Annotated in this window: 19 protein-coding genes and 1 other annotated feature; of the genes, 7 read left to right on the top strand and 12 right to left on the bottom strand. The window is 43.7% G+C overall.

Annotated features, from left to right (window positions below):
• Positions 1 to 10: 10 nt before the first annotated feature.
• Entirely contained in the window at positions 11 to 1,648 is a 1,638-nt protein-coding gene (gene pgi, locus AC5YBX_RS04430) for a glucose-6-phosphate isomerase (protein WP_494519835.1), read from the top strand.
• 218 nt (positions 1,649 to 1,866) lie between these two features.
• Positions 1,867 to 2,058: a DUF3545 family protein gene (locus AC5YBX_RS04425; protein WP_475516098.1), complete on the top strand. Its 192-nt coding sequence runs from the start codon at positions 1,867 to 1,869 to the stop codon at positions 2,056 to 2,058.
• A gap of 73 nt (positions 2,059 to 2,131) precedes the next feature.
• Here the strand turns inward: AC5YBX_RS04425 and AC5YBX_RS04420 are convergent, their stop codons facing one another.
• Positions 2,132 to 2,674 (bottom strand): hemerythrin domain-containing protein, encoded by a 543-nt coding sequence (locus AC5YBX_RS04420; RefSeq protein WP_494519836.1) that lies wholly within the window; start codon positions 2,672 to 2,674, stop codon positions 2,132 to 2,134.
• 543 nt (positions 2,675 to 3,217) lie between these two features.
• Here AC5YBX_RS04420 and nfo point away from each other — a divergent pair.
• Entirely contained in the window at positions 3,218 to 4,078 is an 861-nt protein-coding gene (nfo, locus tag AC5YBX_RS04415; protein WP_494519837.1) for a deoxyribonuclease IV, read from the top strand.
• Positions 4,079 to 4,217: 139 nt separating this feature from the next.
• Here the strand turns inward: nfo and thrC are convergent, their stop codons facing one another.
• From thrC to thrA, 3 genes are read right to left on the bottom strand one after another with little or no spacing between them, the layout of a single operon-like run.
• On the bottom strand, positions 4,218 to 5,504 hold the full coding sequence (gene thrC / locus AC5YBX_RS04410; RefSeq protein ID WP_494524416.1) for a threonine synthase: 1,287 nt from the start codon (positions 5,502 to 5,504) through the stop codon (positions 4,218 to 4,220).
• A gap of 30 nt (positions 5,505 to 5,534) precedes the next feature.
• Positions 5,535 to 6,470 (bottom strand): homoserine kinase, encoded by a 936-nt coding sequence (thrB, locus tag AC5YBX_RS04405; RefSeq protein WP_494519839.1) that lies wholly within the window; start codon positions 6,468 to 6,470, stop codon positions 5,535 to 5,537.
• Positions 6,467 to 8,935, bottom strand: coding sequence for a bifunctional aspartate kinase/homoserine dehydrogenase I (gene thrA, locus AC5YBX_RS04400; RefSeq protein WP_494519840.1), 2,469 nt, complete (start codon positions 8,933 to 8,935; stop codon positions 6,467 to 6,469). Before thrA ends, thrB begins: the two co-directional genes overlap by 4 nt.
• Positions 8,936 to 9,657: 722 nt before the next feature.
• Here thrA and slyD point away from each other — a divergent pair.
• Entirely contained in the window at positions 9,658 to 10,272 is a 615-nt protein-coding gene (gene slyD / locus AC5YBX_RS04395; RefSeq protein ID WP_494519841.1) for a peptidylprolyl isomerase, read from the top strand.
• Positions 10,273 to 10,672: 400 nt separating this feature from the next.
• Here slyD and trpR read toward each other — a convergent pair whose 3' ends face one another.
• On the bottom strand, positions 10,673 to 10,951 hold the full coding sequence (trpR, locus tag AC5YBX_RS04390; protein WP_494519842.1) for a trp operon repressor: 279 nt from the start codon (positions 10,949 to 10,951) through the stop codon (positions 10,673 to 10,675).
• 241 nt (positions 10,952 to 11,192) lie between these two features.
• Here trpR and AC5YBX_RS04385 point away from each other — a divergent pair, with 241 nt between their 5' ends.
• Entirely contained in the window at positions 11,193 to 11,654 is a 462-nt protein-coding gene (locus AC5YBX_RS04385) for a c-type cytochrome (RefSeq protein ID WP_494524415.1), read from the top strand.
• 188 nt (positions 11,655 to 11,842) lie between these two features.
• Here AC5YBX_RS04385 and AC5YBX_RS04380 read toward each other — a convergent pair whose 3' ends face one another.
• Complete coding sequence (locus AC5YBX_RS04380; RefSeq protein WP_494519844.1) at positions 11,843 to 12,526, bottom strand: cytochrome b/b6 domain-containing protein; 684 nt, start codon at positions 12,524 to 12,526, stop codon at positions 11,843 to 11,845.
• 270 nt (positions 12,527 to 12,796) lie between these two features.
• On the opposite strand from AC5YBX_RS04380, the gene hpf reads away from it, so the two are divergent.
• Both hpf and pheA read left to right on the top strand, forming a co-directional pair.
• Positions 12,797 to 13,171: a ribosome hibernation-promoting factor, HPF/YfiA family gene (gene hpf, locus AC5YBX_RS04375; RefSeq protein WP_475516088.1), complete on the top strand. Its 375-nt coding sequence runs from the start codon at positions 12,797 to 12,799 to the stop codon at positions 13,169 to 13,171.
• An 833-nt stretch (positions 13,172 to 14,004) separates the two neighbouring features.
• Positions 14,005 to 14,125, top strand: a sequence feature (Phe leader region).
• Positions 14,126 to 14,166: 41 nt separating this feature from the next.
• On the top strand, positions 14,167 to 16,161 hold the full coding sequence (pheA, locus tag AC5YBX_RS04370) for a prephenate dehydratase (protein WP_494524414.1): 1,995 nt from the start codon (positions 14,167 to 14,169) through the stop codon (positions 16,159 to 16,161).
• Between the two features lie 56 nt (positions 16,162 to 16,217).
• Here the strand turns inward: pheA and AC5YBX_RS04365 are convergent, their stop codons facing one another.
• The 6 genes from AC5YBX_RS04365 to AC5YBX_RS04340 all read right to left on the bottom strand — a co-directional run bounded on the left by AC5YBX_RS04365 (position 16,218) and on the right by AC5YBX_RS04340 (position 23,523).
• Entirely contained in the window at positions 16,218 to 17,546 is a 1,329-nt protein-coding gene (locus AC5YBX_RS04365) for an IS4 family transposase (RefSeq protein ID WP_494523596.1), read from the bottom strand.
• 140 nt (positions 17,547 to 17,686) lie between these two features.
• Positions 17,687 to 18,022 (bottom strand): hypothetical protein, encoded by a 336-nt coding sequence (locus AC5YBX_RS04360; protein WP_475516086.1) that lies wholly within the window; start codon positions 18,020 to 18,022, stop codon positions 17,687 to 17,689.
• Positions 18,023 to 18,201: 179 nt separating this feature from the next.
• On the bottom strand, positions 18,202 to 19,257 hold the full coding sequence (locus AC5YBX_RS04355; protein ID WP_494524413.1) for an FAD-binding oxidoreductase: 1,056 nt from the start codon (positions 19,255 to 19,257) through the stop codon (positions 18,202 to 18,204).
• Positions 19,258 to 19,316: 59 nt separating this feature from the next.
• Complete coding sequence (gene hcp, locus AC5YBX_RS04350; RefSeq protein WP_475516084.1) at positions 19,317 to 20,981, bottom strand: hydroxylamine reductase; 1,665 nt, start codon at positions 20,979 to 20,981, stop codon at positions 19,317 to 19,319.
• Positions 20,982 to 21,277: 296 nt separating this feature from the next.
• Positions 21,278 to 22,417, bottom strand: a complete 1,140-nt coding sequence (gene tyrA, locus AC5YBX_RS04345) for a bifunctional chorismate mutase/prephenate dehydrogenase (RefSeq protein ID WP_494519848.1) — start codon at positions 22,415 to 22,417, stop codon at positions 21,278 to 21,280.
• A gap of 14 nt (positions 22,418 to 22,431) precedes the next feature.
• Positions 22,432 to 23,523 carry a 3-deoxy-7-phosphoheptulonate synthase gene (locus tag AC5YBX_RS04340; RefSeq protein WP_494519849.1) on the bottom strand — a complete coding sequence of 364 codons (1,092 nt, stop codon included), beginning with the start codon at positions 23,521 to 23,523 and terminating at the stop codon, positions 22,432 to 22,434.
• Positions 23,524 to 23,686: the final 163 nt, after the last annotated feature.

Here is a 23,686-nt window from a genome sequence, read left to right as displayed (position 1 = left end):
GGAGCATCTCATGACAGAGTTAACTCAACGCGACACTTGGGCTGCCATCGCAGCCCATACGGCACTGCTGCCTCATATGCGTACGCTGTTTGATAGCGATCCTCTGCGATTTGATAAAATGTCATTATCTTGCTGTGGCTTACTGCTTGATTACTCTAAAAATAGAGCCAATGAGAAAACGCTTTCACTATTATTCTCACTGGCTAATGAGAGCAATTTAACGGCCAAAATCAAAGCCATGTTCAGCGGAGAGATCATCAATAATACCGAGCAACGCGCTGTATTGCATACAGCGCTGCGCGCCCATGCAGATCAACAAGTATTGGTCGATGGCCGTAATATTATTGATGAGGTAAAACAAACACAGGCTAAAATGGCCCAATTTGTCGATGCTGTAACCTCGGGAAAATGGCGCGGTTATACCGGTAAAACAATTACCGATATCGTTGCCATCGGTATTGGAGGCTCATTTTTAGGCCCAAAAATAGTGACTCAGGCACTTCGTCCTTATTGGAATAAGTCACTTAATTGCCACTTTGTCGCCAACGTAGATGCCACCTCTTTATGTGAAAAATTACGCTTGGTTGATCCAGAAACAACACTATTTGTGATGTCATCAAAGTCATTTGGCACGCAAGAGACGCTCACCAATACCTTAAGTGCTAAACAGTGGTTTCTCGACCATGGCGCCACTCAGGCCGATGTTGCAAAACATTTTGTTGCAGTTACCTCTAACGTAACTAAAGCCACAGAATTTGGCATGGACGCTGATAATATTTTCCCTATGTGGGATTGGGTTGGCGGACGTTACTCTCTATGGTCAGCGATTGGTTTGCCTATTGCGCTATTGATCGGCATGGATAACTTTTACGCCCTACTTGAGGGTGCTAAAGAGATGGATGAACATTTCTTAACCGCACCATTAGAGCAAAACATGCCAGTTATCATGGGGTTGTTGTCACTGCTGTATAATAACTTCCATAATGCTCAGTCTCATGTGGTGCTCACTTATGACCATTACTTACGCGGACTACCAGCCTATTTTCAACAACTAGACATGGAAAGTAACGGTAAATCTGTGACATTAGGTGGCACTGAAGTTGACTACAATACAGGCCCGGTTATCTGGGGAGGAGAAGGAACCAATGGCCAACACGCCTATCACCAACTCATTCACCAAGGAACGGCACTGATCCCGGCAGATTTTATTTTGCCGCTACAAAGTCATAATCCATTGGGTGAGCATCATGTACAGCTTGCATCAAACTGTTTTGGTCAAACTCAAGCCATGATGCAAGGTAGAACCTATGATGAAGCCTTAGCCGAATTAAGTGCTAGCGGATTAAGCCATGATGAAAAAATATTGATCGCTAAACATAAAGTGATGCAAGGCAATAAGCCAAGTAACACCATTTTAATGAATAAACTCACGCCAACCACTCTAGGTGCCTTAATCGCACTATATGAGCACAGAACCTTTGTGCAAGGCGCGCTATGGGACATTAACTCCTTCGACCAATGGGGTGTTGAACTGGGTAAAACCCTTGGTAATGATATTTTGAGTCGACTACAAGCAGAGCATGATACGAATGAGCTCGACAGTTCAAGTAATGCATTAATCAATCTATTTCGTTCAAAACACCAATGAACAAGATATAAAAGCTAAGAACAACAATGTTAAAGCCAGTTTCGACTGGCTTTTGTATTTTCTAGCTTAACGCAACTTGTCTAATGCCCCCTCCTGTACCGCCTAAAAATCATAAAACATCCATTTGATATTAACAAAAATGAAACATTTAGCTTGCACCATAAAATGGAAATGTGATATTTAATTGATGAGAAAAAATACAACAACAGGAGGTTGCCATGAATCGTTTAGATTATGGTAGTGCGCTAGATGATACCGTCATTGAAAGACCCAGCAGTCGTTCGCGGAGCTCCAATAAAAAGCGAAAATGGCGTGAAATTGAGGCTATCAAAGAGAAACATCGTTTGCTTAAAGAACTCCAAGATATTGACAGTAGTTTCGATTACGATTTTGATAACCTTCTGATGTAAAGCCTGTTCAATACAGTAAATAAAAATAGCGCCCAGAGCGCTATTTTTATTTACTGTATTGCGGCATGGAAAGTCAATCATCAACCTTAGCAAGATAGTCACGTAACTCTTCAAACAAAACATTATCGTCATCATTAAACAGTGGATCAGAAATCAATCGCTCTTTGCACTGAGCCGCAACACTAACCCAGTCTTCATCGGTCATTCTTGCTTGCCATTGCGGAAATAAATGCTGCTCTTCATAAATCATATGTTCAGTCTGAAGTTCGACATACTCTTTCAATGCTTCACTCATCAGCTCTAATTGAACCGGAATATCACTTAAAATAAGGTTTAATGTTGCCATCAATGTCGACGAACTCTCTACCAGTCTCTCATGTTCATCAGCTAAACGTTTTTCATTTACTTCAGTAGCATATTTTTTCGTATAAAAGTCATCAATGAGATCCTCCAAAGGGTGGTGACTATGCTCGGTATAACTTTGCATATATTCAACGATATCCCGGATCAAATTAAAGTTAACCGTCTTGGCATTTTCTAGCCTATGCTGCTTTTTCTGCAATAATGTTAACAGTATCGCAATATGCTTATGGTCGTTATGAAGCCTTGCTAACATCGTCACCTCCATACTTATGAAACGCCTCTATTCACTATAGTAAATAGTTTGCTTTTAACTCACACTAATATGTAACTCAACGCTATGATGTGACTCAGATCAACTAAAACCAATTTAAAATAATCACTTACGGTATATTGCTAATAATTTGGTTGATATTAGGCCTAATGCAAACAGCACATTGAATCCCCCACGAGCTTCACCAAGCACGTCAATATTGATTAAAGTGACGCCACCACCGTAGCAGATATACGCTCAATTCAATACCGAGCTCAACGCCACAACAGCCCCCAGCCACTAGCTCTAGTTCGTCATATTTAAGGCTAAGTCACCCAATCGACCAACGAATCAATAAAGCGGCCATTAAGTAGAACATTGTGATTGAGACACGGCTATAAACACGATAGAGTCGGTGCTAATAGTGCTAACAGATTCTCACAAACTAGATGGCTACGAGATGACGATTACGTTATGTACAGCCGAGTAATACGGCTTACATATAAAGAGTGGTTTATCAAAAATTTTCAACAGGGTAGGAAATAAATGCAAGATGAACATTGGGTTGGTGCCCACGTTAGTGCAGCGGGCGGCATCGCCAATGCGCCACTCAATGCCAAGAAGATTGGCGCCAATGCATTTGCGTTATTCACTAAAAATCAGCGGCGTTGGCAATCAGCACCTTTATGCCCTAAGCAAATAGCAGCCTTTAAGCAACACTGTTACGATGCCCAAATCAATGTCGATGCTATCTTACCTCACGACAGCTACTTGATAAATCTCGGTCATCCGGATCAGGTTCAGCTCGAACGTTCACGCGACGCCTTTGTCGATGAATTACAACGTTGCCAGCAGATGGGACTCACCTTGTTAAATTTTCACCCTGGTAGTCATCTAAAGCAGATCAGTATTGATCAATGTCTCACCCGCATTAGCGAGTCGATAAACTTAGCTTTAGACTGCACCCAAGGTGTCACTGCTGTAATAGAAAATACCGCAGGCCAAGGTTCAAATTTAGGTCACAGCTTCGAGCAATTAGCGCAAATTATTGACAAAGTTGAAGATAAATCAAGGGTTGGTATCTGTATCGACACTTGCCACATGTTTGCCGCAGGATACGACTTGACCAGCAGAGAAGCCTGCGAGACAAGCTTCACCGCGTTCGACAAGATTGTCGGTTATCAATACCTCAAGGCCATGCATCTTAATGACAGTAAAACCCCTCTAAATAGCCGCGTTGATCGCCATCATTCTCTTGGCGCGGGGCACATAGGCCATGAGGCATTTAGCTTTATTATGCAACTGCCGGCCACAAAGCGTATTCCGTTAATTTTAGAAACCATAGAGCCAGCCAATTGGCCTGATGAGATTAACTGGCTGCGCCGTCAAGCCAAGCTTAGCGCTTAAATTAAGCCGTAAAGATGACAACTTTCCCAGCATAAAATAACAAAAGGACGAATGCAGTAGCAATCGTCCTTTTTATTGGGTAAAGCTTCCCCGTATTTACCCACCAGCTCATAACAAATGAGCTAAAGCCTTAACGTGCTCAACGTGACAGCGTTGCAAAAAGGTGGGCTTTGAGGGCGGTGAAATCCGCAGGCAGATTGACCGACAATATCGGCTTATCTTTTACTGTCTCTAATGCTGGCGGCAAACCGACCTCAATAGACAAGCACGCCTCGACTACCTCTTTAAATTTGGCCGGATGCGCAGTGCCAAGGAAAACCCCCTGCTCACTAGGCTTCATGGTCATCGATAGGGCCTGCGCCGCAATCGCGGCATGGGGCTCAGAAAGATAACCATCTTGATACAATTGCGACAATGCTGCCTCAGTATCGGCCTCTGATAATGCCACGCCGCTAATATCACTTAAACTCCAGCCCATCGCCTCAACAATCGCCTCAACCCTAGGCCAATTACTTGGCTCAGACACATCCATGGCATTAGACATGGTGGCGACGGTGGCTTGAGGTGCCCAATCACCTAAGGTCAAATAGCGCGGGACGGTATCATTGCTATTGGTGGCGGCCACAAAGCGTTTCACAGGTAATCCCATCGCTTTGGCAAATAGCCCTGCAGTGAGATTACCAAAATTACCGCTCGGCACGGCAATCACAGGATCGCTGTTATGAATGCGTTTAAACTGGGCAACGGCTTCGAAGTAATAACAAATTTGCGCCAGTAAGCGGCTAATATTAATCGAGTTGGCCGAATTAAGATGTAAGCCGTCGCGAATATCACTGTCTTCAAATGCAGCTTTGACTAAATCCTGACAAGCATCAAAATCTGACGCTACAGCAACGGTGTGAATGTTATCACCTAGGGTGGTAAACATTTTCTCTTGCAGCAGACTTATCTTACCTTTGGGGTACAGCACCACCACTTCGATGTTATCCAAACCATAAAAGGCGTCAGCAACGGCTGCGCCTGTATCACCGGACGTAGCCGTTAATATGGTGATCCTATCGTCGGTAGCTAAGCTATTGAGACACTGGGCCATAAAGCGTGCACCAAAATCTTTAAACGCTAATGTGGGACCATGAAATAGCTCTAAACAGTAGCGGTTGTCATCGGCTTTCACTAAAGGAAGCTCAAAATTAAACGCATTATCGACCAGTTTATCGACCATCTCCTGACCGAGTTCTTGTGCTAGCCAAGCTCCTAAGATCTGTTTAGAACGCTCGACAAACGGCATGGCTAGCAGCTCATCCATATTGTCTAATACCGGGATTAATGTCGGAAAGAACAGTCCTCGATCACGGCCTAGACCCAGCTTAACCGCCTGAGTAAAAGTAACTTTCTGCGACGGGTGTTTTAAATTATATAGTTCCATCTGTAGTGCGCCTTAATCTGATAATAATGTTCAATCGACCCGACGAGTACCTTGGGTATCAATCTGACAGATATGAGAAAATCCCACACCTTGTTTTACATAGTGGCTATCAAGCCATGCTTGCGCCGCCTGCGCGGTAGCAAGGTCGTCAGTAACCGAAAATAGAGTTGGACCGCTGCCAGAAATGCCTGTGGTTAACATGCCTAGTTCAGCAAGTGCCGCTCGGGCTTGTTCATAACCAGGAATTTCACTGGCACGATAAGGCTCGGCTAACACATCTTTTAATACCGCAATGGCAAGGGTTGCATCTTGCTTATAACTGGCGTGGACAAACGCACTAAGATAACGACCAAAATCGATAGCCACAGATTTGTCATACACCTCTGGCAATAACGCCCGCATTTTAGCGGTCGATAGGGAGATCCCAGGATATGCCACCACCCAATACCACTGTTTAAATACGGGTAATCCTTCACATACCGAATGCGGCACATCGAGCATCAATTGCATGCCACCGAGGTAACATGGTGCGACATTATCATAATGTACCGAGCCGCTAATTTTGCCCTCAAACTCCCCCATTAAACGCAGCAAGGCTTGCTCATCAAAAGGGCGATCGAAATATTCATTTAAGGCATAAAGAGCCGCTACCACTGATGATGCACTGGAGCCGAGGCCACTGCCCACAGGAAGATTCTTCTCCAACGTCATAGCGATACCCGCCTGACTATCTAATTGCGCTAAAAAAAACTCAGCGCATTGATAGACAATATTGTCAGCCGCATCTGCAGGCAACTTGTCGGCCCAGTGACCCGCCAACGATAGAGATATTCCCGTTAAGGCTGGTTCAATAGTGACGCAATCGCCAAGCAATGTGCCATCGATGGGCGCTAACGCCGCACCGAGTAAATCAAAGCCCACCCCAACATTGCCCATCGACGCAGGTGCATAAACCGTTAAACTCATGCGCCCATCTCCCGTGTCCAGTTAAGGGTTCGTAGAAGATCGGCAAAAGCCCCAGCAGCAGTCACATCGGTGCCAGCACCATAGCCTCTGAGCACAAACGGGATTGGCTGATAGTAACGACTGTAAAAGGCCAGCGCATTCTCGCCCCCTTTAACGCTATAGAGTGGATCGTTAGCATCGACTTCTGCGACCTTGACTCGGCAACCTTGCTCATCAATTTGCCCAACATAGCGCAGTACTTTACCTTGTGCCTTAGCCTCATCTACACGCTCTGCTATTTCACTGTCGAGTGACGCTAAGTTGTGCATAAAGGCCGAAACATCGCCTGATGCGTCAAAATGCGTAGGCAATACTGACTCAACCACGATATCACTTAACTCAATTTCCATTCCCACTTCACGGGCTAAGATCAACACCTTGCGCGCTACGTCCATGCCACTCAAGTCATCTCTGGGATCGGGCTCGGTAAAGCACTTGTCACGAGCAATTTTGGTGGCCTCAGAGAGGGTCATTCCCTCATCAAGCATACCAAAGATAAAGGATAACGAGCCCGATAATATGCCATTAAATTTTTGCAATTTATCGCCAGCAAATAACAATTTTTTAAGGTTATCAATCACAGGTAAGCCAGCACCTACCGTCGTTTCATACAAAAATTGACGACGCTGTTTTAACGCAGTTTGCCTTAACGCGCGGTAGTAATCTAAGTCTCGAGTATTGGCTTTTTTGTTAGGCGTAACCACATGTAAGCCGGCATTCATGACATCGAGGTAACGATCGGCAACCAACTCACTAGAGGTGCAATCAACCAATACCGGATTAAGTAATTGCTGCTCAGTCGCCCATGCTAGCATCTGATTTAAATCATAATCTTGTTGGCTGTCACTTAAGCGCCCTTGCCAATGATTAAGATCAACGCCTTGAGCATCGAGCAACATCTGGCGAGAATTAGCAATACCACAGACTCTGACGGTAATATGCTGCGCTTTAAGCATCTCTGATTGTTGTTTTATCTGCTCGAGTAAGCCTGCGCCCACATTGCCACAACCGACTAAAAATACATCCAGATAATGCTGCACATCAAAGAAGCGCTGATGGCAGGCGGCGATAGCATGTTTAGTCTTACGCAGCTCAATCACCGCCGAAATAGAGCGCTCAGATGAGCCTTGAGCAATGGCAACAATATTGACGTTCGCCTGTGCTAACGCTTGGAAAAACTTACCCGCAACGCCCTTATGAGTGCGCATACCATCACCAATTAACGACACTATCGCCAAGTGATGACGCATCTCTATCTCTTCAAGAATGTCACTTTTAAGTTCAAGCTCAAATTCTTGCTCTAACGCCATACGCACTTTGTCCGCATCTTGTGTCGCGACACAGAAGCTAATGCTGTATTCAGATGAGCTTTGGGTGATCAATGAGACCGAAACGCCCGAACGAGAGATAGCCCCCAAGGTGCGACTAGCCATGCCAACCATGCCCTTCATGCCTGGGCCTGCGATATCAAACATGGTCTGTTCATCGAGGTTAGAGATCGCCTTAACATTAAGGCCTGTCTTATCGACTTGGTTAGACACCAATGTCCCTGGTGCATCTGGATTAAAGCTATTACGGATATAACAAGGGATATGATATTGGGCAATAGGAGAGATGGTTTTAGGGTGCAGTACTTTGGCACCAAAGTAAGACAGCTCCATTGCTTCTTGATAGCTTAATTGAGTTAATAGTTTAGCGTCGGCCACCACGCGAGGATCTGTGTTGTACACCCCGTCTACGTCAGTCCATATTTCACAGCAACTAGCATCGATACAGGCAGATAATACCGCCGCCGAATAGTCTGAACCATTGCGCCCAAGGGTAACGATACGTCCATGCTTATCACCAGCGGTAAAGCCAGGCATGACCCACACGCGATGAGCATCAAGCGAAAGCGCGGCAAGTCGTTGTTTACTGGCATTAATATCGACTAATGATTCAAGCACTTCACCTGTCGCTAAAAATAAGTGTTGTGGCACAAGTTGACTAGCCGATATTTCTCGGGCCAACATTAACTGTTCCATTAAGGCCGCAGATAACTTTTCGCCACCCACGATGATTTCAGCGCGAACATAATCTGGACATTCGCCAAGTAGCATGATCCCTTGCAGTTTGTCATGCCAAAGCGACAATTGCTTGTCCAATACTCGCTGAAGATCACTAGACTGCTGTGAGGACAGTTTCTCTTGGCTCGCCTGCTGATATAGCTGTTCAAAAACCAACTTAACCTTATTCAGTACCAGTAGAAAATCACCGCCGCTAACCGCCAAGTCGACCATTTCAAGCAGCCCATTGGTCACGGTTGCTGGGGCTGAAAGCACAACGGCAATACCTTCTTGCTCTGCACTGCTAGCGACAATGTCTGCCACGCCATTAAAACGCTGCCAATTAGCCAGCGAGGTACCACCAAATTTCATCACTTTCATATCATCTCCTTGTACCGCGCTACCCCAGAAACAAAAAAGCCCGCTCCTTGGAGGGAGCGGGCTTATTCAATACTTATATTTTACGTATGTTCAGCCGGCCCCCACGATGGTTGTCGTGGTGGTTGTAATAATGGTGGTTACTACGAAATATAGGCTAAACATTATAATTATCTGTTCACAATTAATTGTGTATTAAGTGGTAACTAGAATTGCTTTTTTTGTATGCAGCTGTCAACCCCCTACAGGCAACTTTCTCAAAAATAGCTAATTCACATCACTTTGATGATGAACATATAAAGTAGATCAATTCAAACATCAACAATTGCGAACATTCGCCATTTAGGACGATACAAATCTAAGCTATACAAACAGATATTCTAGATTAATTCCTTTATTAACAGGTAATAACAGTAGAAATAGTATTCCAGAAAAAGTTAACAATGCAAAATAGACCTTTGTGTAATATTTAAGACTAAAGTCGACATAACATCATAACTCCCCCCTCATTTACTGCAATTAAGGTGAGTGCATAATTTATTGGAAATAGTGAGAAAAAATTCAACAAAAACCGACCGCATCATCACAACTTCCAACGGTACAATGACCCGAGCTAACAACCCGACTCACAATTTATAAATTTTTCATTCAAGAAGCGGTACTAGATCATCGCCAAGTATTAAAAAGCAAGTTAAAATGCCGCCACATTCTGAATTGGAGGCGATATGATAATCACCCAACACAAAGCTGTTAGCATCCATTACCGCTTAACAAACCAACAAGGTGAGTTAATTGAAAGTTCATTTGAAGGTGAACCAATGCTTTACCTTCATGGCGCCGAGAATATGATCCCAGGCTTAGAAGCGGCATTAGAAGGCAAAACGGTTGGTGATAAGCTCGATGTTACCGTTGAAGCTGAACAAGCTTATGGCCCTTATCATGATGGCCTACGCCAAGACGTACCGCTGTCAGCCTTTGGTGACATTGAAGATATCGTACCGGGTATGCGCTTCATTGCCGAAACTGAAATGGGTCAACGTCCAGTACAAGTGACAGAAGTAAAAGATGATGTTGTCGTTGTTGATGGCAACCACCCATTAGCCGGTCAATCACTTAACTTTACCGTTGAGGTGCTTGCTGTTCGCGACGCGACCGAGGAAGAGATTGCCCATGGCCACATTCATGCTGGCGGCAGTTGTGGTGGTCATGAACATAGCCACGAAGGCGGTTGTTGTGGCGGTGAAAGCCACAGCCATGAGGGTGGATGCTGCAATGATGACAGCGAAAAAGAAGCCAAAGAAGGCTGTGATGGCAATGGTGGATGTGGTTGTCGCCACTAAACACTTATCATCAGATGATGATTTAATACTCAAGTTGTAATTGATCCGACGATATAAGACTCGAGTTGTAATATTGAAAGCTGGCAGCCTTTTTTAGGATTTTGCCAGCTTTTTTATTTTAGACTTTCACTTACTTTAACTGCTTAATCAACCTCTTCACATCGATAGTCACCAATAGTTAAGCTAATCGCCATTACTTTAGGCTATTACATCGCTTATATTTTATATCCAGCAGTCGCATTATCGAAAGCGTCTCAGTCCAGATAATCCTGACTCAAGGCTTCTCAAGCACCACTTATATACGGCCTAATAATAGCAACCTTATCTTTACAATAAGGCTGCACTAACTTATTAGCAATTTATAAATAATGAGCATAGTGGCAGAACATCATAGAAGTTTTTATGACAATATTAAGGCTCGAACCGTATCGCGTTGCGCCTCGCTCATATGTTTAAGATAATTAGAGCAACGAGTAATGGTCGCAATACTTATCTCAAACTCAGCTGCCATCCGCCGTTGACTCATTTCCCCCAGTAACAGGGCTTGAAACACTTTTAAACGGCCGGCAACGGCACTTCGTTCCTCTTCAGTGAGTAATAATTCAAATAATGCGTTCAATTCACCAGGCTTTTGATGAGTCATTACTTTATCTAACACTAGATCCCAATTGGCGCGCACAGCAACCTCTGTTGTAATCGTTGACCATTACGAAAGTGTAGCAATAAAGCTACGCTAAAGGCTATAACCGTCAGTCTAAAATATGATAATTCATCGAAAATAGTAGCTTTCGTAACTGAAACACACTTAGCAACAAACATTGAAGTAACTTTAATAAAAAATGATTGGTATCTGACAGTTAATTGCGCTTAGAATAATTGCACCAAGTCACATAAACATCAAAAATCGTGAGAGCCATCCAATGAAAAAACAGATTAAGTTAGGCCTATTCGCACTTGCTGGCAGCGCCATGCTAGCTTCAGTAGCACACGCTAACAACTTTAAAGAAGTCGAGGATGCAATCGAATATCGCCAATCAGCATTTGGTCTAATCGCATACAACTTTGGTGATATGGGCGCTATGTTGAAGGGTGAAAAACCGTTTGACGCTGAAGTATTCGCTATGCGCGCACAAAATGTTGCCGCCTTAAGTCAACTACCAGCAGAAGGTTTTGTGGCAGGTTCTGATAAAGGCAATACAGAAGCATTGGCTAAAATATGGAGCGACAAGACTGATTTTGACAGCAAAATGAGTGAGTTTCAGGATAATGCAGCTAAGCTTGCCGTTGCTGCACAAGGTGATGATAAAAACGCATTTAAAGCAGCATTTATGGCTACTGGTAAGAGCTGTAAAGGTTGCCACGACGTCTACAAAAAAGACTAATCGCCAGTAACAGAGCTTGCCTAACTACTATGCCAACTAGCCAAGATGTAAGTTAATGCACTGATATTTAATAATAAAAATTAAATGATCACTTATTCACTTACATGGATACTGTTATTAAAACGAATACTAAAAAGGTTAGCGGTATCTGCCGCTAACCTTTTTTATATGGCTATTTTATCTAACAACTACAACATTACAGTTAACGGCAAAATCAAGTAATTGACCGCCAAGCCCATCAATAGACCTACCAAGATTAATGCAATAATATTAGAGCGAAATCTCAACTCAGCAACCATATCTTGAGTGACATATTTATAACCTGTGATCATTGCGCCCACCAACTTATCACCTTTAAAACTATGCACAATAACCGCTAACACATGCATAGCCGCCAGTGCTAATAGCAGATTAAAGTTCATCTTATGTAACCAGGTTAACGTGCTGCCAAGTTCACTAGTAACGTAACGATAAAGCGGCCCTTCGGTAAACACTTCATCGGTAGCAAACAGACCACTGCTTAACTGCACTAGCAGTATCACCATCATAGTTACTACCATATAGCCACCTAATGGATTATGCCCAAGCGTAGCTTTAGTCGGTTGCTTTAAATAACGGATAACTTGATGAGGTGGCTTCACGAAATGGCTAAAGCGCGCGGTATCACTACCGATGAAGCCCCATAGTAGGCGAAATATAATTAATACCATTAATGAGTAAGCAAATACCTGATGCCATTGCATTTCTCCCGCATCGGCGCTCCACCACAATGCACCGAGTAGCCCAATCATGCCCCAATGAAAGACTCGCGTGGGTAGATCCCACACCTTTAATTTGATTTTATTATCGACACTCGACAATTTGGAAGACATCTCATTTCCTTTACAACAGAAGATGCGTGAGATGATATTTGAAGCGACTCATAGAGGCAATAGAAATGAATTTCTGAAGTTATCTAATCAAATATGACGTCTTAAAATAAGAAATACAAGCTATTCCTAATGTTTATTTAGCCAATTTGTCGATGACATCAAATAAAGCGTTGAACATAAAAATACCGCCACCAAACACGATCTAGATCACATTATTAGTGCGCCAAATTGGTAATCTGAACTCAAGGAAGCAAAGACAAGGTTGGATATATGATAAAGATTACTAGCAAAGATTTCGACGTAACTGCCCCTATCCGTGAACGTATCGAAAGTCGATTGGAGAAACTCAGCAGACACGATATCCAATTAATTAATCCGCATGTCATCATAGAACAAGAGAAGCAAGGATTTAAGATAGAAGCATCGGTCGGTATTCCCAGTAATCAATTATTTGCCCAAGCAACAGATAAAGATCTTTATGCCGCAATCAATGCCATGGGACAAAAGCTTGAAAAGCAACTCAACCGTTTAAACCACAAACCCGAAGGAGCACGTCGCGCAGTACCTGTCATCGATAATGATGTTGTTGGTGATGACTTAGAAGATGAATATGAAGAGACATTTGATAAGGAGTATATCGCGTAGAGGAGTTATTGTTGAGACTGTAGGCAATAATTTTAGGCTCAATAAACACCGAGGAATATCACTAGCAAACTAGCCACATTGTCTACAGTTGCTATATTGTATTTTCGATAAATGCTTAATAATTAAAATGAACATGCCTTTCGTGTTATATCGATTGGGTCTTGGCAGCTAATAACCGCCTCAACGAGTTATCAACTTACTGGAGGAATCTAGCTAACAAACTAGCGATGTTGCCACCCCTTGTTATACTTGAAGGTAGAGCGGTATTGAGAAACAGTAATACAAGGTAAACCTGAAATAGATATAGGAGAACGCCGACACTTGAATTCGATTTTGCAACACAATAAAAAACGACGACTATCCTAGCCTTATGGTACCCAAATGTACCAACAAGGATCAGCTAACGAGCTAAACAGTAATGGTCGTCTCTCTTTGGTAAGGTCGCCAGTTTCACAACGAAAGTGAATGTTAATGGCGCAGTAACAGCATTAAGGAGAGATCACAGTTTGAGTGAAAGGCAAATGAGTTTTTAACGGCGACAGAAAAAGCCACGCAACATTGATTTAATCAACGCCTGGAACATCGCTAATGTAATAGCATCGTCGCCGAGTTGTCAGCAGGATCTAGACCAATTCACTACCAAGTTGAATTAGGGTAAGCAACAGATCCTTAGTAAGTTAGAGGAGGGCCTACCGATTTTGAGAATGCAATCTAAGCTCCAACTAAGCGCACCTGATGGTGCGCTTTTTCATACTACGCCTAAAATGATAAATTGACATACTGCATAACTTTTCATTGACACTCACAACGTAGCGATCTAATTTGATGGCTATGAAAATAACTAGCGTCACTTTTTTTACTTTCTTTTTTATTCCATCCTTTTAGGGAGGCGGAGTTTCGGTGTAAAAACGAAAGTGAAAATTCCAAAGCCTCCCTCAGGGAGGCTTTTTTGTTTTAAAACGTAACCAGATACTCGTTCATATACAGAGGACAGCATGACCAAACCACATTCCTTAAATCACACGCGGGAACAGATCAGTGCACTCGACAATGAACTACTGGCACTGCTCGCCAGGCGCCGCGACTTAAGTTTAGATGTTGCCCGCAGTAAAGAGGTTGATATTCGCCCCATTCGTGACACGCAAAGAGAAAAGGAATTATTAACCCGGCTGGTTAAACAGGGGCGTGAACAGGGATTAGATGCACACTATGTGTTGTCGCTATACCAAAGTATTATCGAAGACTCAGTACTCAATCAGCAAGCTTACTTGCAAGGACGAGCGAATCCTACATTACAAAAACAGCAATACACTATTGCTTATTTAGGGGCCCGCGGCTCCTATTCATACTTAGCCGCCACTCGCTATTGCGACCGCCGCCAAGTCAATATGCAAGACTTGGGCTGTAAAAGCTTCGATGAAATAGTACAAGCGGTAGAGTCTGGTCACGCCGATTATGGTTTTTTACCGATAGAAAACACTTCATCGGGATCGATAAATGAAGTCTATGACGTACTGCAACATACAAGCTTGTCCATTGTTGGTGAAACCACTATCGAGGTCGGTCACTGTTTACTCGCTCACCCAGGTACTCAGTTGGCTCAAATTAAGACCGTCTACGCCCACCCACAACCCATAAGCCAATGTAGTCGTTTTTTAAGCCATCATCCTGAACTCAAGTTAGAATATTGCTCAAGTAGCGCCGAAGCGATGGAACAAGTCTTAGCAAGTAAAGATATGACTGTTGCCGCCATTGGCAGCGCCGAAGGTGGCGCACTGTATCAGCTAGAAGCGATAGAGAAAGAACTCGCCAATCAAAAAATTAATCAAAGCCGTTTCATCGTAGTTGCACGTAAAGCTGTGGCAGTACCAGAACAACTCCCGGCCAAATGCACCCTGATCATGGCCACAGGACAAAAACCCGGAGCCTTAGTAGAAGCCTTATTAGTGCTTAAAGCACACAACCTCAACATGAGCAAACTGGAATCTCGCCCAATCCCGGGAACGCCCTGGGAGGAGATGTTCTACCTAGACCTAGATGCCAATTTATCGAGTGAGTCGATGCAAAAAGCCCTTAACGAGCTGGAGCATATCACTCGCTTTATCAAGGTATTAGGTTGCTACCCCTGTGAAACAGTTAACCCAACACAGTTGAACAATAGCCAGCTTATGATAGAGCCTACTACCAGCAGAACGGCTGAATTTGACGATAGCAACAACAATAATGATAGCCGTATACAAACGTCTCATCGACGCTGGAGCCTGACTCAAAAGCCTCAACTTACCCAGATCACTCATGGACAATTGGCCATAGGTGCTGGACAATTTGCCGCTATCGCACAGCTTAGATTAACCACGGATAATCAAGACTTTGGTCAACAAGCAAAACAACTAAAAGAAGCGGGTTTCCAAGCCGTACTGCTCACCGGAATACATCATATTCAACAAGTCAGTCCGCTATTGGATCAAGTAAAACGTGCCTTACACCAATTCGATTTAAGCTGCATGCTCGAAATCGAATACGAAACCGAATTAAAGCACGCTGTTGAACATGCGGATATCTTACTTATCGGCGGTAAACAGATGCACAACAAAGCATTACTGCAACAAATTGGTGCACTGCACATACCAGTTATTCTAGAGCGCAATACCATGGCCAGTATCGAGGAATTTCTCGATGGCGCTGAAACCATCCTATCTTGCGGTAATCAACAGGTTATCTTGTGTGAATCGGGCATAAGAACCTTTAATGACGCTGTTAAACCCGCTTTGGATTTAGCCGCTCTGGTGCAAATAAAAGCCATGAGTCACCTGCCAATAATCATAAATACCAGTTATGCCTGTGAAGTGCTTAACCAGACCGATATAGCCATAGCAGCAAAACAGTTACATGCTGACGGATTAATCCTGCTGGTGATGCCAGATATAAGCAGTTTCGATGAGCAAATACACCGCCACTGTCGCAGCTTAAGTGAGTTATACCGTAGTTAAGGCATACATGGAGCATTGAACGGCATATAAAAAGAGGGCTAAACACCTAATGCCAGTCAGTTAAGCTGATTGGCATTTTTCTTTTTATGGGGATATTTGCTTGGTTTTGACTTTATAGCCCTTGGGTACACCCTATCTTCTCGTTTCGTTGGTAGCTCGAAGTTACCTAGCATTTCTATCAGTTGCTCGTAATGTTTGGGTAAATTTCCTGGGTTCATCAGTGGTAATCTTGCTAGGTAACTTAGTATCGTACTCGCACAATTACTGAAGCTGAGGCGATTGGCCCATATTCCTTTTCTTGATGCGGCCTCAGTCATTGCTTGACGCATCAGGTTGTAGCCAAGTAGTAAGCCCCAAAGTTCCTGTTCTACCATCTCTGATTTTTTACTTCTTAGCGTATACTCGCTGTTTAGTAGGGTTTGTTTCATCTCTCTGTAGCCAAGCTCTATTTCCCATCGATGATTATATAACTCAACGATGTCAGCACTTGGAAAGCGTAATGGGTCGACCATTGAGGTTAATACCTGATGCGTCTTACCTTTTATTGATTTTGTCACCAGCCTCGCTTCTATATGCGTCGGTAGCGCTGGGTTTTGTTGTCTGGCTTGGGCGGTTATTGCCAATTTCACCTGTTTATCTAACCGGCCATTTGAGTGTAAAACCTCGTACTGAAGCCCCTTTCTCGCAGGGATTAACCAGTGCCGCTCTTCACCACCTAGTTGCCATTGATGTAGCAAGTTTAAGGAGTAAAAACCTTTATCGAACATCGTGAGACTATGGTCTGGAGTTGACTGTATGAGCGCTTCTGCTAGCTTCATTTCACTCGTTTTATAACCATCAAACGCGCTATTTATCAGTTGATGGCTAGTGAGCTCCATATGACACACCATACGAACCTGAGGAAATGAGGTGTCACCATGTTGATTTGATGGTGAGCCAAAAGCATTACGATTATCAGCGGTGTCTTGAGTGCGCCAGACTACACCATCAACGGCTAATAAATTCAGTCCACACCATGTCTCAAATTGAGTGTTGCTATAGTAATGTTTTGCCATCATTTGAAAGGCATTTTTCATACTCTGCACACCTAACCTCTGGCGCCCTTGAACAAGAGCACTGGGGGCAATGAGCTTCTTTTTACCTGGTAGCATCAACTCCATATGAGTCGCAAGCTCCCATACAGACTGTTGTCGGTAAAAACTCATACCAATGACAGACCACATAACTGCATCAAGGGGTAAGCGACGTTTTCTTACTGTGGCGACCCCCGCAGTTTCAAAGGCTTGCTGGATGATGTTTTCATCCAATAAGTGATTAAGATTGGTAAAAGCTGTGGCTTCTTGGTGGTATTCAAAAGCGGTGCAGAAAGCTTGTTCTAAAGACATAAAAAAATCCAATATCATTTCTGATATTGGATTTTGAAGCCTTTTAAAGATCGGTCAACTGATCGTTTATATGCTTAACTGATCAGCATTAGGCTAAACACCCTCTTTTTATATTAATAACAAATTATGAAGATAAAATATTAAATCGCTTGGCCATCAACTAGCGCCATCCAGCCCTTTATGGTGCGATGACAAAACCAACATAAAGAGACAATACTTAATGTCACCGCTAGCCAAGCCTGCGGCATGATATAAGCCAATATTAACATCGACAACAGCGTCAACATAGACCAACGTTGCCAACGGATATGTGAATAAAGTAGCTGACTCATCTTACTACTTTTCTGCGCACAATTAATGGCTAAGCCAAGCAATGGCGGCAGCAAAAACAGCGGAAATGCCAACATTAGTCCATATAACAGATGACCGAGGCTATGATCATCAATACCAGCATGTTGAGATGTCGTGGTTATCATAAGCTGGTCACTCCAAGGCTGCCAAAAAATGGTATGAGCAGACTCAATACGAGAGTCTCTATTAATTAACCATACTGTGTCACCTGCATTTACGCAAATCTGTCGAATGTAATGATGCCGCTTTTAACTCTATTTTGCTTACGTTAAAACCACCTCTATACCAATAAATCCATCAAGTATTACTCATTCAAACTCAACTTTACATTAGATTGAAGCCGAGTCGAACATGCCAAAATATAGCCCTGTTCAATTTCAGCTGAAGATAAGGTTAAAGAACTACTTGAGATGGTTTTCCCCTCGATCACCTTACATTTACACGCTCCGCATACGCCAGAGCGACATGCAGCGATAATGGGTAAGCCTTCCGCTTCAATGCCTTCAAGCACCGTTTGCTCCGCTGACAGCGGCGTCTTAACATCGCCAATATGCAACATAAACGGGGCTGACGCTGTGGTAGACTTTGACAGTAAAGGCGCTGCGAGCGCATCACCAAAGCTCTCTTGATGATAACGGCTCATGTCAAAACCAGCTTGCTCAAGCATAGTTCGAACCGCCTGCATATAAGGTGCGGGGCCGCAGACAAATATGGTTCGCTCTTTGTAATCAGGTACTGCTGACGCTAAGGAGACTAACGAGAGACGTCCCTGATAACAATCAATCTCAGCATTCTCCCCCTCTTCTAAGCTATAATCTAACGAGAAGTGTTCATGGCGTTGCTCTAGCTGTTGTAAAGCCTGATGGAAAATCAGATCTTGTGGTGATTTGGCACTATGGAAAAAAGCAATGTTGCTGCCGATTTGAGTATCGGTCAACCAGCGAGACATAGAATACATAGGGGTAATGCCGCTACCTGCACTTAAAAACAGGTACTTATCAGCATCGATATCAACCAAGTTAAACACCCCATCTGGTCCGCGAGCCGTAACGCTATGCCCAGGCAGCAGATGATCCACTAAGTAATTTGATGCTACTCCGCCCTCGATCCGCTTAACCGTTACCACGATAGAGTAAGGACGAGAAGGCGATGAAGATATGGTATAGCTACGTGCAACGGCGTTACCATTAATATTAAGCAACAAGGTGATAAATTGCCCTGGCTTAAAATGAAACTTGACACTCTGTTCGCCCTGAAAACGGAAACTAGTGACATCGTGAGTTTCTTGCCAGCGCTCGACGCACCTTAGACGTACCTCGCCATGCTGCCAAGTCGCAGAGTGATATTGTTGGCTGTTCATAGAGTGAGTTACCCTGGAAAATAGAACACCTATGACCTTAGCCATAGGTGTTAGACGAATTAAGCGACGCTTAAGATATCCTTGAGATCGGCTTCGACAGTTGTAGTCGTACGCAAACCAAACTTATCTTCTAGAATCTTAACGAGATTTTCAGTCAAGAATGCCGGAGCCGTTGGGCCTGTGCGGATGTTCTTCACGCCCAGTGATAACAAGGTCAACAGGATCACGATCGCCTTTTGCTCAAACCATGACAATACTAAGCTCAGTGGCAGCTCGCTTATCTCACACTCAAACACTTCTGACAGTGCAATCGCTAGCTGGATCGCTGAATAAGCATCGTTACATTGACCAATATCCAATAAACGCGGAATACCGTTAATATCGCCAAATGCAAGCTTATTAAACTTATACTTACCACAGCCTAAGGTCATGATAATTGAGTCTTTTGGTGCCGCTGTTGCGATATCGGTAAAGTAGCTACGCTCAGACTTATCACCGTCACACCCTCCCACAAGGAAGAAGTGTTTAATCGAGCCATTCTTCACATTTTCAATCACGGCAGGCGCAGCAGCCATTAACGCATTTCGAGCAAAACCTATGGTGATAAGATGGGGGATCTCATCATAGATAAAGCCTTCTAGCGATAGTGCTTTATCGATCACTGTAGAAAAATCATCACCCATAATATGGGTTACACCAGGCCAACCTACAATGCTGCGGGTGAAAATACGGTCAGAGTAATCGCCTACATTTGGATCGATAATGCAGTTAGAGGTCATCACTACTGCACCAGGGAAGTTAGCAAACTCTTTCTGCTGATTCTGCCACGCACTGCCGTAGTTACCGACAAGATGTGGGTACTTTTTAAAGGCGGGGTAAGCCAGCGCTGGCAACATCTCACCATGGGTAAAGACATTAATGCCCTTGCCTTGTGTCTGCTCTAAAATTAGCTCTAAGTCTTTCATATCATGGCCAGAGACCAAAATAGCTTTGCCTTTCACAGCAACCGTGTTGACTTGCGTCGGCTCAGGGTGACCAAACGACTCAGTTTCGCCCGTATCTAGCATCGCCATCACGCGATAGTTTAGCTGACCAATCTCCATTGCCGTGGCAAACAGTTTGTCGGCATCTTCTGAATCTGAGCCAAGAAACGCCATAATTTCATGGAAGTTAGCCGCTACGTCGCTATCTGTTTGATCAAGAACGCGAGCATGCTCCATGTAGGCCGCAGCACCTTTTAGGCCATAAAGACAAAGTAAACGCAGGCCCATAATATCTTCATGAACACTCTCTTTACCGCGATTAGGCACTGCTTGAGCGGCTTGAGCAAGCATTTCAGGCTTAGATGTTGCCAATATTAATGATGCTGCAGGAATAAGCGTATCGACAGCTTTGCCAGCTTCAGCGCATGCCGTTTCATAGGCCGCCTTTAGGCGGTTACGATAAAGTTCCGCCTGATTGACGTAATCGATTAATCGCTCATCATCAAAGTTGACGTTTGTTAGTGTGGCGAAAAAGGCTTTAGGAACAAAGGTATCAATTTCACTATCAATAATATCAAACTCTCTTGCCTTAACCGCATAGGCTGAAACGCCCTGAAGCAAGTAGATCAACAGATCTTGCAGATCTGAGGTATCAGACAACTTACCGCACATACCTTGAGAATAACTACAGCCATTACCCGCTGGGGTTCTAATCGTTTGCTCACACTGAATACAAAACATTACAACTACTCCTATTTTTAATCATGCCTTTATTTTGCATGTTTTAATAAAGTCTACTGCGACTTGGTCATCAGCTAAAGCGATTTATTGGATCAATGCGATAAACTATGAGGCAGATCAAATTAGAATAAGTGCAACTAATATGGGATTTTTTGAGCTTAAGAACAACGAACATATGAGATTGATGGACGATAACCTGTTTTCAATCCACAAAAAAACCTGAGCCAGATAGCGTTAATCTCGGCTCAGGTTAAGTATAGAGTTGAGTTCAAAAATGGCGCTGCCAACGCAGATAACTAGCCCACTTTCATATCGTTGACCGATTGTAACATCACACGACTCTCTCGCTGGAATTGCGGCGCAAAATCACCAAACCAGTTAGCCACCTCTTCAAACTGAGCTATAAATCCTTGCCTATTCCCCGACTTCAACAACTCAAGGGCCTGGGCATAATTATCTAAATAATCACCTATCGCCGTCAGGCTTTCGCGCTGCGCATAGATAATATCGGCGTACAGTTCCGGACTCTGAGCAAAAAGGCGCCCTACCATAGCCAGTTCTAACCGATAAATGGGCGAACTAAACTGTAATAGGGTATCGATATCAGCCGCTTCACGATAAAGATTTAGCCCATAAACAAACGAGGAGAAGTGACGCATCGCTTGCACGAGTTGCATCGCCTTATCATGCTTTTGCGCATCTGCTTCAACCAAACGTGCGCCCCAAATCTGTATCTGCTCCATCAGCCATCGATACTTTTCTGGATCGCGACCATGGCACACCACGACTACCTGTTTAGCCAAACTGCCCACATCTGGGCCAAACATAGGATGTAGGCCCACTACGGGTCCTTGGTGGGCCGTTAGCATTGCATCAAGTGGCTTGGCTTTTATCGATGTTAAATCAGCTAAAATACACGACTCGGGTAACTGGCCCAATTTACTGGCAATCAACTCACAAGTGATCCTGATGGGTACGGTAACGATAACCAGCCCAGCTCCGGCAAAAATAGCATCAGCATCTTGCCAATCATCTTTATCGAGTGATTTCACTTGATAGCCTGACAAACGTAACATTTGGCTAAACAGCCCACCAAGCTTACCTTTACCACCAACGATAACCACATGACCCAGATCGGTTTTTACCTGTTTAAAACCGACATCCTTCTCATTAAGGTACGATTCACGCATTAATCGGCGTAAAATATCTTCGATAAGCTGCGGAGAAACGTTCATTTTACTGGCTTCTTCACGGCGTTTAGCCAGCATTGACGCTTCACGTTCGGGTGCATAAATTGGCACCCCTGCAGCGTGTTTTACCGCCCCCACCTGCCCAACAAGATCCAAGCGTTTACGCAGTAGGTGCAATAATTGTTGATCGACATTATCAATATGGCCGCGTAACTTTTCGAGCTCTTCAGTGGTCTTTTCATTCATTTTTTAATTATCCATCAGGCAGTTGCAGCCTTAAGCATATCAAATCTTGTCGGTAAAACCGACGCTAATTGCGCCGCACCATGACGTAATAACTCTTCAGTATCTTGCCAATTTATACACGCATCCGTCACCGAGACACCATAATCCAGTTCACTTAAAGGTTTATCGCAAGCTTGATTACCTGCATTAAGATGACTCTCTAGCATCACCCCTATAATCGAACGATTACCCTGCTCAATTTGATCAAATACATCTTGGCAAACCACGGGTTGTTTATTGTGATCTTTTGAAGAATTACCATGACTGCAATCCACTACCAACCGTGCATTAAGCTTAGCGGCATGCAGTTGACGTTCGCACTCGGCAACGCTGTGGGCATCGTAATTTGGTACTTTGCCCCCACGCAAAATCACATGCCCATCGGGGTTGCCCGCCGTTTGTAATAAGGCCACTTGCCCCTGTTGATTTATTCCCATAAATCGATGGCTACTGGCTGCAGACTCAAGTGCATTAATGGCGACCCCTAACTTGCCATCGGTACCGTTTTTAAACCCGACAGGCATAGATAATCCAGATGCCATCTCACGATGAGTTTGCGACTCAGTCGTGCGCGCACCAATCGCCGACCAAGTGACGAGTTCAGAAATATATTGCGGGCTAATCGGGTCAAGGGCTTCAGTGGCAACCGGTAAGCCTAATTCGGCTAACCAGATCATCAATTCTCGAGCCATACGCAGCCCTTTTTCAACATCAAATGACTCATCCATATCTGGGTCATTTATCATGCCTTTCCAGCCCACGGTAGTCCGCGGTTTTTCAAAGTACACACGCATCAAAATATAAAACTCATCTTGCAATTCGTCATGTAGGGTTTTGAGTCTAAGTGCGTATTCTTTAGCAGACTTGATATCATGGATAGAACACGGTCCACTGACCACTAGCACACGATTATCACGTTTGTGCACAATATCGGATACGGTTTTACGAGCATTCAATACATATTGGTAGGCAGCAGTGGATAAAGGAAGTTGTTGCTTTAACTCTTCTGGGGTTACTAATACTTTTTCAGAACTAATATGGACATTATTAATTGTGTCTTGCTGCATACCCGTCACCAACCTCTATCTATAATTATATTGTCACAAAAATTAGGCTTATTAGAATAACGCCCACCGAACTATTACTGACTTACTCATCACCCGTAAGCGCAATGCTGTAGCAGTTCACCATTACATCATTGATTTAACTATGCCTGTGGTTTTATTTAGA

The sequence above is a fragment of the Shewanella sp. 492 genome (assembly GCF_059338445.1).
This window is presented reverse-complemented; position numbering and strand designations above follow the sequence as displayed.